The 15788-nt window shown below is 61.6% G+C and carries 13 protein-coding genes; 7 read left to right on the forward strand and 6 right to left on the reverse strand.

The genetic code is table 11. The features are described 5' to 3' along the window. Positions 1 to 2: 2 nt before the first annotated feature. The gene (locus ACLEJU_RS08405; protein ID WP_435421821.1) at positions 3 to 1418 is read right to left on the reverse strand and encodes an acetyl-CoA carboxylase biotin carboxylase subunit; all 1416 of its coding nucleotides are present in this window, start codon (positions 1416 to 1418) and stop codon (positions 3 to 5) included. A gap of 204 nt (positions 1419 to 1622) precedes the next feature. On the opposite strand from ACLEJU_RS08405, the gene ACLEJU_RS08410 reads away from it, so the two are divergent. After that, positions 1623 to 2570, forward strand: coding sequence for a LysR family transcriptional regulator (locus ACLEJU_RS08410; protein WP_435421885.1), 948 nt, complete (start codon positions 1623 to 1625; stop codon positions 2568 to 2570). On the opposite strand, the gene ACLEJU_RS08415 is transcribed toward ACLEJU_RS08410, so the two are convergent. Together ACLEJU_RS08415 and hexR are read right to left on the reverse strand one after the other, a co-directional pair. Continuing rightward, positions 2512 to 2730 carry a PA3496 family putative envelope integrity protein gene (locus ACLEJU_RS08415; protein ID WP_103448427.1) on the reverse strand — a complete coding sequence of 73 codons (219 nt, stop codon included), beginning with the start codon at positions 2728 to 2730 and terminating at the stop codon, positions 2512 to 2514. The genes ACLEJU_RS08410 and ACLEJU_RS08415 overlap by 59 nt on opposite strands. A gap of 213 nt (positions 2731 to 2943) precedes the next feature. Further along, positions 2944 to 3810 (reverse strand): transcriptional regulator HexR, encoded by an 867-nt coding sequence (hexR, locus tag ACLEJU_RS08420; protein ID WP_027917078.1) that lies wholly within the window; start codon positions 3808 to 3810, stop codon positions 2944 to 2946. A gap of 103 nt (positions 3811 to 3913) precedes the next feature. Between hexR and zwf the strand changes: the two genes are divergently transcribed. After that, positions 3914 to 5356: a glucose-6-phosphate dehydrogenase gene (zwf, locus tag ACLEJU_RS08425; RefSeq protein ID WP_103448425.1), complete on the forward strand. Its 1443-nt coding sequence runs from the start codon at positions 3914 to 3916 to the stop codon at positions 5354 to 5356. A 12-nt stretch (positions 5357 to 5368) separates the two neighbouring features. On the opposite strand, the gene ACLEJU_RS08430 is transcribed toward zwf, so the two are convergent. Next, positions 5369 to 7537 carry a putative bifunctional diguanylate cyclase/phosphodiesterase gene (locus tag ACLEJU_RS08430; RefSeq protein ID WP_435421886.1) on the reverse strand — a complete coding sequence of 723 codons (2169 nt, stop codon included), beginning with the start codon at positions 7535 to 7537 and terminating at the stop codon, positions 5369 to 5371. Positions 7538 to 7951: 414 nt separating this feature from the next. Between ACLEJU_RS08430 and ACLEJU_RS08435 the strand changes: the two genes are divergently transcribed. The 4 genes from ACLEJU_RS08435 to ACLEJU_RS08450 all read left to right on the forward strand — a co-directional run bounded on the left by ACLEJU_RS08435 (position 7952) and on the right by ACLEJU_RS08450 (position 12093). Next, positions 7952 to 8275: a hypothetical protein gene (locus tag ACLEJU_RS08435; protein WP_435421822.1), complete on the forward strand. Its 324-nt coding sequence runs from the start codon at positions 7952 to 7954 to the stop codon at positions 8273 to 8275. 136 nt (positions 8276 to 8411) lie between these two features. Continuing rightward, positions 8412 to 10598: a DNA helicase II gene (uvrD, locus tag ACLEJU_RS08440; RefSeq protein WP_435421823.1), complete on the forward strand. Its 2187-nt coding sequence runs from the start codon at positions 8412 to 8414 to the stop codon at positions 10596 to 10598. Positions 10599 to 10707: 109 nt separating this feature from the next. After that, a complete protein-coding gene (locus ACLEJU_RS08445; RefSeq protein WP_435421824.1) occupies positions 10708 to 11571 on the forward strand; it encodes a Tim44 domain-containing protein in 864 nt (287 codons plus the stop codon). A gap of 114 nt (positions 11572 to 11685) precedes the next feature. Next, positions 11686 to 12093 (forward strand): SMI1/KNR4 family protein, encoded by a 408-nt coding sequence (locus ACLEJU_RS08450; protein WP_103448421.1) that lies wholly within the window; start codon positions 11686 to 11688, stop codon positions 12091 to 12093. Positions 12094 to 12223: 130 nt separating this feature from the next. On the opposite strand, the gene ACLEJU_RS08455 is transcribed toward ACLEJU_RS08450, so the two are convergent. After that, positions 12224 to 13984, reverse strand: coding sequence for a cation:proton antiporter (locus ACLEJU_RS08455; RefSeq protein ID WP_435421825.1), 1761 nt, complete (start codon positions 13982 to 13984; stop codon positions 12224 to 12226). Between the two features lie 333 nt (positions 13985 to 14317). On the opposite strand from ACLEJU_RS08455, the gene ACLEJU_RS08460 reads away from it, so the two are divergent. Next, complete coding sequence (locus ACLEJU_RS08460) at positions 14318 to 14803, forward strand: acyl-CoA thioesterase (RefSeq protein ID WP_103448418.1); 486 nt, start codon at positions 14318 to 14320, stop codon at positions 14801 to 14803. On the opposite strand, the gene pdxY is transcribed toward ACLEJU_RS08460, so the two are convergent. Next, positions 14800 to 15672 (reverse strand): pyridoxal kinase PdxY, encoded by an 873-nt coding sequence (gene pdxY, locus ACLEJU_RS08465; RefSeq protein ID WP_435421826.1) that lies wholly within the window; start codon positions 15670 to 15672, stop codon positions 14800 to 14802. The two genes, ACLEJU_RS08460 and pdxY, sit on opposite strands and share 4 nt — an antisense overlap. Between the last annotated feature and the right edge of the window lie 116 nt (positions 15673 to 15788).

A 15788-nucleotide genomic window follows, 5' to 3' on the forward strand; every position in this document is an offset into this window, starting at 1 on the left:
CCTCACAGGCCTGCGTGGGCGGCGATGGCGGCGGCGATGGCCAGGGCCAGCTCTTCGGGTTTGCGCTTGATCGAGTAGTTGGTCAGTTCCGGGTGGCTTTCGACGAAGCTGGTATTGAACTGGCCACTACGGAATTCCGGATTGCGCAGGATTTCCTGGTAGTACGCGGCGGTGGTCTTCACCCCTTGCACGCGCATGTCGTCCAGGGCCCGCAGGCCGCGGTCCATGGCTTCTTCCCAAGTCAACGCCCAGACCACCAGCTTCAGGCACATCGAGTCGTAGAACGGCGGAATGGTGTAGCCGGTGTAGATCGCCGTGTCGGTGCGCACGCCCGGGCCGCCGGGGGCGTAGTAACGGGTGATCTTGCCGAAGCTGGGCAGGAAGTTGTTCTTCGGATCTTCGGCGTTGATGCGGAACTGCAACGCGTAGCCACGATGCTGGATGTCTTCCTGTTTCACCGACAGCGGCAGACCCGATGCGATGCGGATCTGCTCGCGGACGATGTCGATACCGGTGATTTCCTCGGTGATGGTGTGTTCCACCTGCACCCGGGTGTTCATCTCCATGAAGTACACCTCGCCATCGGCGAGCAGGAATTCCACGGTACCGGCGTTCTCGTAGTTCACCGCCTTGGCCGCACGCACCGCCAGGTCGCCGATATACGCGCGCTGCTCGGGGGTGAGCTGTGGGCTCGGGGCGATTTCGATGAGCTTCTGGTTGCGGCGCTGGATCGAACAGTCTCGCTCGAACAGGTGCACGACGTTGCCTAAGCTGTCACCGAGGATCTGCGCCTCGATGTGCTTGGGGTTGACGATGCACTTTTCCAGGAACACTTCGGCCGAACCGAAGGCCTTGGTGGCCTCGGAAATGACCCGCGGGAAGTTCTGTTCCAGCTCTTCGCGGCTGTTGCAGCGGCGAATACCACGGCCGCCACCACCGGAAGTAGCCTTGAGCATCACCGGGTAACCGATGCGCTCGCCTTCGCTCAGGGCTTCGTGAATGTCGGCAACGTTGCCTTCGGTGCCCGGGGTTACCGGCACGCCGGCTGCGATCATGGTGCGGCGCGCTTCGGTCTTGTCGCCCATGCGGCGGATGACCTCGGCAGCCGGGCCGATGAACTTGATCCCGCGCTCGGCGCAGATCTCTGCCAGTTCAGCGTTTTCCGACAGGAAACCATAACCCGGGTGCAGGGCGTCACAGCCGGTTTCCACAGCAAGGTTGACCAGCTTGCGCGGGTTCAGGTAGCCAGCCAGCGGCTCGGCACCAATGCTATAGGCCTCGTCAGCGCGCTTGACGTGCAAGGCATGACGGTCGGCATCGGAATAGATCGCGACAGAGCGAATGCCCATCTCGGCGCAGGCACGCACGATCCGAACTGCGATTTCACCCCGGTTGGCGATCAGGATTTTTTTTATCACTGGAGTCTTCCCAAAGCCGTAGGAACAGACGATCCGGTTCTACCGGTCGGCGCGTGACCAGAGGTTGCTGGCCAGTCGCACATTCACCCTAGCGCTGAAGGTTGATAAACAAAAATCAATATTTGTTAGGGGCTGTATTAGCAAAAGCTTATAGTTCGGTAACAAGGTATTGCCGAAGAGCCGATAAAAATGCGTAAGTCCTTGATGCGTATGACATTGCGTCAATTGCAGATCTTCAACGAGGTGTGCGATTTGCGCTCTTACAGCCGTGCGGCCGAGGAGATGGCACTGACGCAACCCGCCGTTAGTCTACAGATCCGTCAGCTTGAGGAGCTGATCGGCCAACCGCTATTCGAGTACGTCGGCAAGAAGCTCTACCTGACAGAGGCCGCCGAAGCGTTGCAGCGGGCCAGCCACGATATTTTCGGGCGCCTTGAAAGCCTGGATATGCAGCTTTCGGATATGCAGGGCTCACTGCAGGGGCAGCTGAAACTGGCGATCGAGTCCAGTGCCAAGTACTTCGTGCCACACCTGTTCGCCGCCTTCAAGCAGCGTCACCCGGAGGTCAACCTGACCCTCACGGTGGTCAACCGTGCCCAGGCGATCCGCCGCCTTTCCGACAATCGCGACGACCTGATCATCATGTCGATGGTGCCCCAGGACATGGGGCTGGAGTTTCTGCCGTTCCTGAACAACCCGATCATTGCCGTGGCACCGCCGGAGCACCCGTTGTGCAAGCTCGAGCACCTGCGCCTGCAGGACCTTGAGCCTCATACATTGCTAGTCCGCGAGCAGGGGTCGGGAACGCGCAAGGCCTGCGAGGAGTACTTCAAGGACAAGCGCGTGCACTTCACCCAGACGCTGGAGGTCGCGTCGGCCGATGCCCAACGCGAATGCGTGATCGCCGGCCTGGGTATCGCCCTGCTGACCCGCCATGCCGTGAACCTGGAGCTGGCCACGGGGGTCCTGAGGGAGCTGCCGGTGGAGGAGTTGCCGCTGTACCGCAGCTGGTGCGTGGTGCAGGCCAAGGCCAAGCGACAATCGCCGGTGGCCTTGGCCTTTCTGGCGTTCATCCGCAGCGAACGTGCACTGATCAGCGCGCTGGTTGAGCGTTTTTCGGGGAAGTTGCCGCCGACGCCTGCCACACCGTGAGCGCTTGCAGTTCGGGGTAGTCGGCCAGATCGCGGAGCAGTTGACGCTGGTCGCAATAGCTCTCGATCGCGCGGCGGTATTCCATGCGGCGCTGATCCTTTTCCTGCTGCTTGCGAGCCTTGGCGCTGGGTTGGTACGTACCGTCGAAGTCACGAGCCATTGCCTGTCTCCCAAAATAGGATGCGGGAGTTTCAGACTGGCCTTGAGGGTTTACAGTTTGGCTGTGGAATGGTGACAAAACCATGAAATCTGCTTTGTCTATACCGGCCTCTTCGCGGGCAAGCCCGCTCCCACAGGAATATCGCCGCCCTTGAGAGCAGTGCAGTACCTGTGGCAGCGGGCTCGCCCGCGAAGAGGCCAGGACAGGCTTACCTCAGTCGTCGGTAGCCTTGATCGACTTGGGCGACAACCGCAGGCTGCGCAAGCTGCGCTTCACGCTCTTGAGGTGATTGACCAGGCTCGGGCCACGGGCCATGGCCACCCCCATGGCCAGCACGTCGATCACCACCAGATGAGCGATGCGCGAAGTCAGCGGGGTGTAGATTTCGGTGTCTTCATGCACGTCGATCGCCAGGTTGACCGTCGACAGCTCGGCCAGCGGCGTCGCGCTCGGGCACAAGGTGATCAGGTTGGCACCGCTTTCGCGCACCAGGTTGGCGGTTATCAGCAGATCCTTGGAACGCCCCGACTGGGAAATGCACACCGCCACGTCACCCGGTTTCAGCGTCACCGCCGACATGGCCTGCATGTGCGGGTCGGAGTAGGCCGCGGCGCTGAGCAGCAGGCGGAAGAACTTGTGCTGAGCATCGGCCGCTACCGCGCCGGATGCACCAAAGCCATAGAACTCCACGCGCTGAGCCTGAGCCATGGCACTCACGGCCTGTTGCAGGGCCTGCGGGTCCAGGTGCTCACGCACTTCCATCAGCGTGTGCAGGGTAGTGTCGAAAATCTTCAGGCTGTAGTCGGCAACCGAGTCGTCTTCGTGAATTGCGAACTGGCCGAAACTGGCACCGGCCGCCAGGCTCTGCGCCAGCTTGAGCTTGAGATCCTGGAAGCCCGAACAACCGATCGCCCGGCAGAAACGCACAATGGTCGGCTCACTGATGCCCACGCTGTGCGCCAGGTCAGCCATGGAGCTGTGCATCACGGCAGCCGGGTCGAGCAGCACGTGGTCGGCCACTTTGAGTTCCGATTTGCGCAGCAGGTGGCGCGATTGGGCGATATGTTGCAACAGATTCACGGGCTGGACTCGGTTATGATCGGCTGGCCGGGATGTAGCTTTCTTGTAGTTATACTACATGGACGCCAACCCGCCCAGTTAAACGAACGTGGAGAGTGGTGGTTTGACTATTCCTTGCGACATTCTGGTGTTCGGTGGCACCGGTGATCTGGCCCTGCACAAACTGCTGCCGGCGCTCTATCACCTGTATCGCGAGGCACGCTTGAACAACGCGGTGCGCATCATTGCCCTCGCCCGCCGCCACATAAGCCGTGACGAATACCTCAAACTCGCCGAGCGCCATTGCCGGGCTCAGATCGCCCGCCACGATTTCGATGAAGATGTGTGGCAACGCTTTTCCGCACGCCTCGACTACTTCCCCATGGATGCCGCGCAAAGCGCCGATTTCGGCCGCCTGGCGCGCTACCTCGGCGAGCCTGGAGGACTGACACGCATCTACTACCTGGCCACTGCGCCCAACCTCTTCGTGCCGATCGCCAACCATTTGCGGATTGCCGGGCTGGCCGACAGCGAAGCGCGCATCGTGCTGGAGAAGCCGATCGGCCACTCGCTGGCATCTGCCACCGCCATCAACGAAGCGATCGGCGCGGTGTTCGACGAATCGCAGGTGTTTCGCATCGACCACTACCTCGGCAAGGAAACCGTGCAGAACCTGATGGCCCTGCGCTTCGCCAATGCCTTGCTGGAACCGGTGTGGCGCAACGGCCAGGTCGACCATGTGCAGATCAGCGTCTGCGAAACCCTCGGTGTGGAAAATCGCGGCGGTTACTACGACCGCGCCGGGGCGACCCGCGACATGCTGCAGAATCACCTGCTGCAGCTGCTGTGCCTGGTGGCCATGGAGCCGCCCGCGCAGTTCGAGGCCGAAGCCGTACGCGACGAGAAAGTGAAGATCCTGCGTGCCCTCAAGCCCATTACCGGCCAGGACGTGCAGGACAAGACCGTGCGCGGCCAGTACGGTGCCGGCCACATCGGCGGCCAGGAAGTGCCGGCCTACTACTTCGAGAAGGACGTCGACAACGACACCGACACCGAAACCTTCGTCGCCGTGCACGCCCACATCGACAACTGGCGCTGGGCCGGCGTGCCTTTCTACCTGCGGACCGGCAAGCGCATGGCACGGCGCTCATCGCAAATCGTCATCCAGTTCAAACCGGTGCCCCACGAGCTGTTTAGCGGCGGCCAGGTCAACCAGTTGCTGATCCAGCTACAGCCCGAGGAGCGCATCAGCCTGCGCATGATGACCAAGAGCCCCGGCAAGGGCATGCGCCTGGAGCCCGTCGATCTGGACCTGAACCTTGCCCAGGTATTTGGCCAGACCCGCCGCTGGGATGCCTACGAACGCCTGCTGCTGGACATCCTGGAAGGCGATTCGACGCTGTTCATGCGCCGCGACGAAGTGGAGGCCGCCTGGGCCTGGATCGACCCGATCATCGAGGGTTGGGAAGAGCACTTCCAGGCGCCCCGCCACTATGCAGCCGGCAACAACGGCCCGGAACAGGCCAACAGCCTGCTGGCCAGGCATGGCAGGCACTGGCATGGCTGAGTGACAGGGTGCTCAATGGCCCCACGGGCGGGCAATCATCTGCCTGAACTCAGGCTCTGGGACGGGCCTGCTGATCAGGTAGCCCTGGGCCTCGTCACATGCCTGTTCACGCAGGAACGCCAACTGTTCCGCCGTTTCCACCCCTTCCGCCACCACCTTCAGGCCCAGGGTTCGGGACAGAGTGATGATCGCCCGGGTGATGGCCGCATCCTGACTACCCTCGTGCAAGCCACGGATGAATGCCTGGTCGATCTTCACGTAGTCCACCGGCAGGCGCTTGAGGTAGCTCAATGACGAATAGCCGGTGCCAAAATCGTCGATGGCAAGTTTCACCCCCAGTGCGTGCAGTTGCTCGAAGGTCGAGATGATGTGTTCGACGCTGTCCAGCAGCTGGCTTTCGGTCAGCTCCAGCTCCAGCAGATGCGGCGCCAGCCCGGTTTCCTCCAGCACCTGACGCACCAGGCTGACCAGCTTCCCTTGGCGCAGCTGGTAGACCGACAGGTTGACCGAAACCCGCACCTCCAGCCCTTCATGAAGCCATTCGCGCGCCTGCCTGCAGGCATGGCGGAGCACGAACTCACCGATAGGGGCGATCAACCCGGTTTCTTCCGCCAGGCCAATGAATTCCCCGGGCGGCACCATGCCCCACTGTGGATGCTGCCAGCGCACCAGCGCCTCGGCGGCATGCAAACGCCCACTGAGCAGGCACAGCTTGGGCTGGTAATAGACCATCAGTTGTTCTTCTTCGATGGCCTTGCGTAGCTGGTTCTCCAGCTGCAGGCGCTCGAGGGTGCTGGCGCGCAGGCTCTCGGTATAGAACTGGAAGTTGTCCCCCCCCAGGTGCTTGGCATGCTGCTTGGCCATGTCGGCCTGGCTGATCAGGGCATCGGCATCGAGCGTGGCGTCGGACAGCACACTGATTCCCACCGAAGCGCTGACCACGACCTCATGCCCATCGAGCCGTTGCGGCTTGCGCAACTTGTTCAACAAGCGGGAGGTGACCCGCACCAGGCTCGACAGGTTGCTATAACCATCGAACAGCACGGCAAACTCATCGCCGGACAGCCGCGCCACGGTATCCGCCTCGGGAACGGTGCTGACAATGCGCCGGGCAATCTTGTGAATCAGCTGATCGGCCAGTTCATGGCCCAGGCCTTCATTGAGCAGCTTGAAACGGTCCAGATCGACATGCAGCAATGCGAGGCTGCGGCCGTTGCTGCGCACACGTTGCGCGGCTTCCTGCAGGCGCAGCCGGAACAGTGTGCGGTTGGCCAACCCGCTCAGTTCATCGTAGTGCGCCAGGTAGCGCAGGCGCTCCTCGGATGCCCGACGGGCCGATAGGTCGGTGAAAAAGCCGACTACCTGGTTCAATTGGCCTTGAGGGTCGCGCACAGCCGTCAGCTGCAACCTTTGCGGATGCAACTCGCCGTGCTTACGGGCCTCTACCAGCTCACCCTGCCAGCCGCCCTGCTGCGCCAGCGCCGACTCGATGGCCTGGCTGTGCCGGCGAGCATCACTGTGGCATGCCAGGTCGAACAGTTCGCGCGCCAGTAGCTCGGAGCGGTTGTAGCCAGTCATCTGGCAGTAAGCCTGATTCACTGCCAGTACCACGAAATCGGCACTGAGAATTGCCACACCCTCATTACAGGCCTCGAACACCGTGGCAGCAAGGCGCTGCTGCTCCTCAAGCACCTTCTGCGCCGAAACCCGTTGCAGGTCCTGGTTCAACGCCTGATTCTGGAAACGCCGCAGCAGGCTGCGGTCGAGCAGCCGGTTGACCTGCCAGGCCACCACCAGCAGCGCTGCCAGCAGGATCAGGCCGAGCCAGCCCCAACCGCGCTGCTGCCCCGCCTCGAAGTGGAACAGGAACACGATGGGTGGCAACAGGCAGGGCAAGGCAAAGCTGAGGAAAGCCGGCAGGCTGACTGCATAGGCGATGCTTGCGCTCAAAGTGGCCATCCCCAGCAGCCCGAACACCCAGGCCTGCTGCAAGAAATTGTCTTCCGGCACCAGCGCGATCGCGGCACAGGCCAAGGTCAGGCCGCTGAACGCCGAACCGAACAGGAACATACGGCGCCAGCCGGGGTTGGCCTGGCGTTGCGCCGTGGCTGCGTCGAACGCCGCCACCTGGATAACCCGCAGGGCCACCAGCGCGAGTACCCACACCAGCCACACGGCCATCAGCAGATGACGCCCAGGGCTCCACAACAGCCAGGCGCACAGTAGGCCATTGAGCAGCATGAACAATGTGGGCAACAGTGAGCCTTGATACAGCAGACGGGTTCGCTCGACGGAGAGCTGAGTGGCGAACTGCCTGCGCACATTCCTTGTCATCTCCAGCGATACTCCGATCGCCGTGCAGTCCTGGGTCATAGCGCTGGTTCTTGTAGAGTTCTTGTTATGGTTGGCACTAAACGAGCTGCGATCTTACACAAACGGCAGACTTGGCCAAACTGCTCTGAGTCATCTTTCGCCACGTCGTAGCCGTGCAGACTCTGGTATAGCTGAAATGCTGCCAGATCCCATGAGCGTTCATGGAAAGCGAAAGTAGCACCGCGCTTGACGGCGCTACTTTCAATAACCAAGGACTCCATCATGAATACGATCAAAAATCTGGTTGCCTACAACAGCGATGTACCCGGCGAGCCCACTTACTTTGAGGTGCGGGGAACGGTGACCGTTGCCCACACGGGTATCGAACCTGTCTTGGTAGAACCCAAGTTCCGTAACCGCGGGGGCTGGGAAGTGCTCGAACTGCAACTGGTGGAAAAAGAAGGCATTGCCCTGCAGGTCGTCACCCAGAAGGACGTGTTATTCAGGCGCGAAGGCGGTACTTCGTGGAAATATCTGGAGGTGATCGAGCCTGCAGGTTCGCAAAGGGTCGAGATCGGCCATCGCCAGGCGACCGAGTGCGAGTGACTTGGCCCGCTACCTGAACGCCTCACACAGCGGTCAGGCGACGCCAAGCAAGAGAACCCGATGAACGACAGCGCTGAGGTGAATATTTATACAGTAGGTGTTTGCCCCGCAACCGGCCTCCCCCTAGAATGGCCGGATGCACACAGATGACCTCTCCCTCCTGCTGAACTCCCTCAACGATGCCCAACGTCAGGCCGTCGCGGCCACGCTTGGGCGTCAGCTGGTGCTTGCTGGCGCCGGTTCCGGTAAAACACGCGTGCTGGTGCACCGCATCGCCTGGCTGATCCAGGTCGAGCAGGCCTCGCCGCACTCGATCCTGTCGGTGACCTTCACCAACAAGGCTGCCGCCGAAATGCGCCAGCGGATCGAGCAATTGCTGGGCATCAACCCGGCCGGCATGTGGGTGGGCACCTTCCACGGCCTGGCGCACCGCCTGCTGAGGGCGCACTGGCAGGAAGCACGCCTGGTGCAGAATTTCCAGATCCTCGACAGCGATGACCAGCAACGGCTGATCAAGCGCGTCATGCGCGAACTCGGCCTGGACGAGCAGAAGTGGCCTGCGCGCCAGGCACAGTGGTTCATCAACGGGCAAAAGGACGAGGGCCTGCGCCCGCAACATATCCAGGCCAGCGGTGACCTGTTCCTGCAGACCATGCGTGATGTCTACAGCGCCTATGAACAGGCCTGCGAGCGCGCCGGGGTTATCGATTTCTCCGAATTGCTGCTGCGCGCCCTCGACCTGTGGCGCGACCACCCCGGCCTGCTGGAACATTACCAGCGGCGCTTCCGCCACCTGCTGGTGGACGAGTTCCAGGATACCAACGCCGTGCAGTACGCCTGGCTGCGCCTGCTGGCCGGCAAAAACGGTGGCAGCCTGATGGCGGTGGGCGACGACGACCAGTCGATCTATGGCTGGCGCGGCGCCAAGATCGAGAACATTCACCAGTACACGGCCGACTTCCCCGACGCCGAGATGATCCGCCTGGAGCAGAACTACCGCTCCACCGGCGGCATCCTCAAGGCCGCGAACGCGCTGATCGCCAACAACAGCGGGCGCCTGGGCAAGGAACTGTGGACCGACATGGGCGACGGCGAGCCGCTGACGCTGTACGCCGCCTACAACGAACACGATGAAGCGCGCTATGTGGTCGAGACCATCGAGAGCCTGATCAAGCAAGGCAACGCACGTAGCGACATCGCCATCCTGTATCGCTCCAACGCCCAGTCGCGGGTGCTGGAAGAAGCCCTGCTGCGCGAACGCATCCCCTACCGCATTTACGGCGGTCAGCGCTTCTTCGAACGCGCCGAAATCAAGAATGCCATGGCTTACCTGCGGCTGATCGAAGGCCGCGGCAACGATGCGGCGCTGGAACGGGTGATCAACGTGCCACCCCGTGGTATCGGCGAGAAGACCGTCGAAGCCATTCGCGAACATGCCCGCCACAGCCAGCTGTCGATGTGGGAAGCCATGTGCCAGCTGCTGGCCGCCAAGGCGCTGAAAGGCCGTGCCGCTTCTGCCCTGGGTGCCTTCATCGAGTTGATCGAGGGCCTGGCCGGCAAGGTCGCCGACATGCCGCTGCACACCATGACCCAGACGGCCATCGAGCAGTCCGGCCTGATCATCTATCACCAGGAAGAGAAGGGTGAAAAGGGCCAGGCACGGGTGGAAAACCTTGAGGAACTGGTCAGCGCCGCACGCAACTTCGAAACCAGCGAAGACGACGCTGACCTGTCGCCGCTGTCAGCCTTCCTTGGCCATGCCTCGCTGGAGGCTGGTGATGCCCAGGCGGACGAACACGAAGACAGCATCCAGCTGATGACCCTGCACAGCGCCAAGGGCCTGGAATTCCCCTACGTGTTCCTGGTCGGCATGGAAGAAGGCCTGTTCCCGCACAAGATGAGCCTGGAAGAGCCTGGCCGCCTGGAAGAGGAACGCCGCCTGGCCTACGTGGGCATTACCCGTGCCATGCGCCAGCTGATCATGACGTATGCCGAGACCCGCCGCCTCTATGGCAGCGAGACCTACAACAAGGTGTCTCGATTCGTACGCGAGATTCCGAGCGGCCTGGTTCAGGAAGTACGCCTTTCCAACAGTGTCAGCCGACCGTTCGGCGGCTCGACGAGCACGAGCAGCAATCTGTTTGCCAATGCCAATATTCCGCAGACCGCCTTCAACCTTGGCCAGCGCGTGCAGCACACCGTATTTGGCGAAGGGGTCATCCTCAACTTCGAGGGTTCCGGTGCCCAGGCACGGGTGCAGGTGAACTTTGCCGAAGGCAGCAAATGGCTCATGCTGGGGTATGCCAAGCTCGAGGCTATCTAAGGCCTCGTAACATTCAGGCAAAAGCTGGAAACATCTTGTCGCTGGTCATGTGCACAGGAACCTGTGCACCATGACGCGCGTGCAATCCACAACAGGGGAAATCCCATTTATGCAACGTTTTCTTAGCATCGCACTGGCGCTCTGCGTCGGCCTGACGCTGAGCCTGGACGCCAACGCCAAGCGTTTTGGCGGCGGCAAGAGCTCGGGCGCCGCGCCTATCCATCAGACCCGCCAGGCTACGCCAACCACGCCTGCTGCCGCGCCGACCGCTCCAGGCCGCGCCCCGGCTGCTGCCAGCGGTGCTTCGCGCTGGCTGGGCCCACTGGCCGGCCTCGCCGCCGGCGGCCTGCTGGCCTCCATGTTCATGGGTGACGGCTTCCAGGGCATGCAGATCATGGACTTCCTGATCATGGGCCTGATCGCCTTCCTGGTGTTCCGCTTCATTGCCGCGCGCCGTCGCCAGCAGCAGCCGCAAATGGCAGCTCCTGGCCACGCGCCGTTCCAGCGTGAAGCCCATGGCCAGCAGCCTGCCCAGCCGTCGATCTTCGGTGGTTCGGCCGCGCCTGCCGCTGCAGCTGCAGCTGCTCCGGTGATCAACGCGCCGGCCTGGTTCAACGAGCAGAGCTTCCTGGCCGCGGCCCGCAGCCACTTCCAGTCGCTGCAGCAGCACTGGGATGCCAACGAAATGGACAAGATCGCCGAGTTCGTGACCCCGCAGATGCTCGAGTTCCTCAAGCGCGAGCGTGCCGACCTGGGTGATGGCTTCCAGTCCACCTACATCGATGACCTCGATGTGCAATTGGACGGTGTCGACGATCGCGCCGACCGCACCGACGCCACCCTGACCTTCCGTGGCGTGTCGAAGACCTCGCGCTTCGACCAGGGCGAAGCCTTCAGCGAAAGCTGGCACATGGTTCGCGCCCAGGGCGAGAACCAGCCTTGGCTGGTCGCCGGTATCCGTCAAAACGGTTAACCGTCGCACGTTGCACAAAAAACCCCGGGCCTGTCCCGGGGTTTTTGCTTTTGCCAGAGCAGGCTACTAGGGTATAACGCGCAGCGTTGTCATCAAGGTCAGAGGATGTAAGCCGTGGAAGAAGTGATCGAACAACTCCGTGAAGCCAATGAACCCGTGCCGGTGCCCTTGGAGCTTCCCGACGAAGACCAGCTGGTAGAGATCGAGGAAGAGCTGTTCATCAACATTCCGTTCGTGTTCAAAGAGTTTCTGCTGACCGTCAGCGATGTCGTATACGGTTCGCTGGAGCCGGTAACCGTTACTGATCCCCAGTCGCACACCTACCTTCCCGATGTCGCAGCCAATGCCTGGGATGCCGGCGTGCCACGCGACTTGATTCCCCTGTGCCAAGATGGCGACGACTACTACTGCGTCGAAGAAGACGGCACCGTGGTGCTGTGGGTTGCGGAAGAAGAGGCTACTGCCGAGGACAACTGGGAATCGGTGTGGCATTGGGCGCGCGATGTGTGGCTGGAAAGCTGACACACAGGAAAATCAATGGCTTAGTGCCATCAATGTAGTTAAAATCGCCAGGCTTTCTGCGCCTGGCGACATCGCTGCCGCTCCATCCCCTCGGACGACGGTGAAACCTTGCGCAGAGGGCGATGCTCTCTCAGTGCGAGTGATCGCGACTGTTCTCCAACGTCTCCAGCAAGGCGATCTGCATACGCGAATGCACGCGGATGAACCAGCGCCAAAGCAACGCCACCACCCCCGCCGCTACCACCGCGATCACCAGCAACAGCTCGCTGGTCGGCAGAATGCTCGCCGACAAGGCCGACAACAGCAGGAAGATCACCAGCAGCGACAGCAGCGGAATCACCTCGGCAACCACGCGACGCACGCGCTGGGTGTGCCGCCCGGCCATTTCCGGCTTCACTCCCATCTCTGCCAACAGCATCGACAGTGCCTTGAGCTTGCGATAGGCGGCAATCAGGAACGGCAAGGACAACAGTAGCGCCGCGCCCCAGATCAGCGCCTTCTGCTGGCTGACATCGGTCACCCACTCATTGAGCCAAGTGCCGATGCGCCCGGCGAAGTAGCCGCCGCTGAAGAAGATCGCGATCACCAGCGCCAAGTTGACGCCCACCTGCAGCAGGATGCGCCGGATCATTGCCGCCAGCATGGCGCTCTCACCTTGCGGCTGAATGTTGCGCAACCATTCCCCATACAGTGACAGCACCCGCGCCAAGCGCCGTGGCACGATGCTGCCGAGCTTCAGTGACAGCGGATCGGCGGCGCGGATCAGGTAAGGCGTCAGCAGCGTGGTAATGGCCGAAACCGCCACTGCTACCGGGTAGAGGAAGTCGCTGGTGACTTGCAGGGTCATCCCCAGAGCCGCGATGATGAAGGAAAATTCGCCGATCTGCGAAAGGCCCATGCCCACCCGTAGCGAGGTGCGCCCGTCGTTACCGGCAATGAATGCGCCCATGCCGCACGACAGCATCTTGCCCAGCACTACCGCCACGGTGATGACCACGATCGGCCAGGCGTAGTCGACCAGCACCTGTGGGTCGATCATCAGGCCGATGGCGACGAAGAAGATCGCGCTGAACAGGTCGCGCACAGGCTCGATCAGGCGTTCGATCTTCAGCAGTTGGCGCGACTCGGCCATGATCGCACCGATCAGGAAGGCCCCCAGCACCATGCTGTATTCCAGCTTGACCACCAACAAGCAGAAGCCGAAACACAGGCCCAGTACGGTGATCAGCAACATCTCGTTGCTTTCGAATTTCGCCACGTAGGCCAGAAGCCGCGGCACCAGCAGGATGCCGATTACCAGCGCGACGATCATGAACAGCGACAGCTTGCCGACGGTGGAGAACACCTCACCGGAGCTGACCGAGCCACTGACGGCGATGCCAGACAGCAAGGCGATGATGCCGATGCCGAGGATGTCCTCGACGATCAGCACACCGAAGATCAGCTGGGCGAAACGCTCGTTCTTCATCTTCAGGTCGTTCAGCGCCTTGACGATGATGGTGGTCGAGGAAATCGCCAGGATCGCGCCAAGGAACAGCGAGTCCATGGTGCTCCAGCCGAACCAGCGGCCAATCTCGAAACCGATCCAGATCATCAGGACGATTTCCAGGAATGCCGCGATGAACGCCGTGGCACCGACCTTGAACAACTTGCGCAGGCTGAACTCCAGGCCCAGGCAGAACATCAGGAAAATGACTCCCAGCTCGGCCAGGGTCTTGATCGTGTCTTCATCGTGGATAAGGCCGAACGGCGGTGTATGCGGGCCGATGATGAAGCCGGCGACGATGTAGCCCAGTACCACAGGCTGCTTGAGGCGATGAAAGAGGATTGTCACCACACCGGCGACCAGCATGATTACTGCCAGATCCTGGATGAAGCTGATGGCATGCATGGCGCGATACTCCTTTTCGACTTTGCTGGATGCCCGGGCAGACCGCTCCTCTGCCAAGGCAAAGCTGAGCGAGCAGCAAGTACATACTGTATTGAATGCAGAAACGCCCACGTTGCATGGGCGTACTCAGGTTAACATCGCACCCCGCCGCAAAAAGCCGGTGCAATATGTAGAAACAGATCGGCCGAACAGCCGCTTCTGATGACGTAATTGGCGTGACGAGGGAGCGTCCGCCAACGTCCCGTAATTCAGGAAGGCAAACCTTCTAGAGGGGAAACAGAAGTGTCAGCAGATACCCGCCCCGATTCAGCGCAATCTCACCGTGAGCACACTATGGAACCTGGAAACGCCGAGCTGAGCATGACCGTCTTGATGACACCGGACATGGCCAACTTTTCTGGCAACGTACACGGCGGCACCCTGCTCAAGTACCTCGACGAAGTGGCCTATGCCTGTGCCAGCCGCTATGCCGGCAGCTATGTGGTGACCCTGTCGGTCGACCAGGTGATCTTCCGCGAGCCGGTTCATGTCGGCGAGCTGGTAACGTTCCTCGCCTCGGTCAACTACACCGGTAACACCTCGATGGAAGTGGGTATCAAGGTGGTCACCGAGAACATCCGCGAGCGTTCGGTACGCCATTCCAACAGCTGCTTCTTCACCATGGTCGCAGTCGATGACAACCGCCGCCCGGTGCCGGTGCCGCCGCGCCAGCCGCACTCCAGCGAAGAGAAGCGCCGCTTCCTGCAGGGCCAGCAGCGCCGCCAGATCCGTCAGGAACTGGAAAAGCGCTACCAGGACCTTAAAACCGACGCGATCTAGTAAGCCAGGCTCTGCGCCTCGAAGCAAACGCGCGGGTGGGCAATGCGATCCTGGGCCCGCACCAGCTGCAGTTCGTAGCTGGTGCAGGCCTGGGTTTCCAGCAGCACCTCATGCACGGCCGCCGCAGTGAATTCAAAGGCCTGTAGCCAGCTGTCGCCCAGCAGCACCCGGGCCAGGAACAACCCCGACGTCAGGTCACCCACGCCAACCGGCTGCCGCGGGAAAGCCAGCAGCGGGCGACGCAGGTGCCAGCTCTCTTCGCGGGTCACCATCAACATCTCGAACATATCCTCAGCACGCCCCGGATACGACAGGTGCTTGACCAGCACCACTTGCGGGCCGCGCTCGAGCAGGCTGCGCGCCATGCTCACGCAATCCTCGAGCGATTGCGCACGGCGGCCGCAAAAGCTGTCCAGTTCCAGCTGGTTGGGGCAAAGGATATCCGCCTTGGTCGCGGCTTCATTGAGCAGAAACTCGCTGACTTCCTGCGGAACGATACAGCCCTTTTCCGCATGGCCCATGACCGGGTCACACAGGTACAGTGCCCTCGGGTTCACAGCCTTGATGCGTTCGACCCCAGCCAGAATCGCCCGGCCCTGCTCGGCGCTGCCCAGGTAGCCAGACAGCACGGCGTCGCAGTGGCCCAGCTCGCCAATGTTGGAAATACCTTCCACCAACGCAGGAATTTGCGCTGGGGCGAGCACTTCGCCAGCCCACTGTCCATACTGAGTGTGATTGGAAAACTGTACGGTATTGAGGGGCCAGACGTTGACCCCGATACGCTGCATGGGGAACACCGCAGCGCTGTTGCCGGCGTGGCCGAACACCACGTGGGACTGGATGGCGAGCAGATGCGGGGTACGTTTCATGCGGGAGGGTTCCAAAGCTGTTTCAAGGATTGTGCAGCGCGCAGTATGGACTCGATTGCCACCTGTACGACAGGCCAGGGACGCAGTTAAGCTGGTTCGACCTGTTTGGAGCATAC

Origin of the sequence: Pseudomonas sp. SMN11 (genome assembly GCF_052041945.1) — a bacterium.
GTDB lineage: Bacteria > Pseudomonadota > Gammaproteobacteria > Pseudomonadales > Pseudomonadaceae > Aquipseudomonas.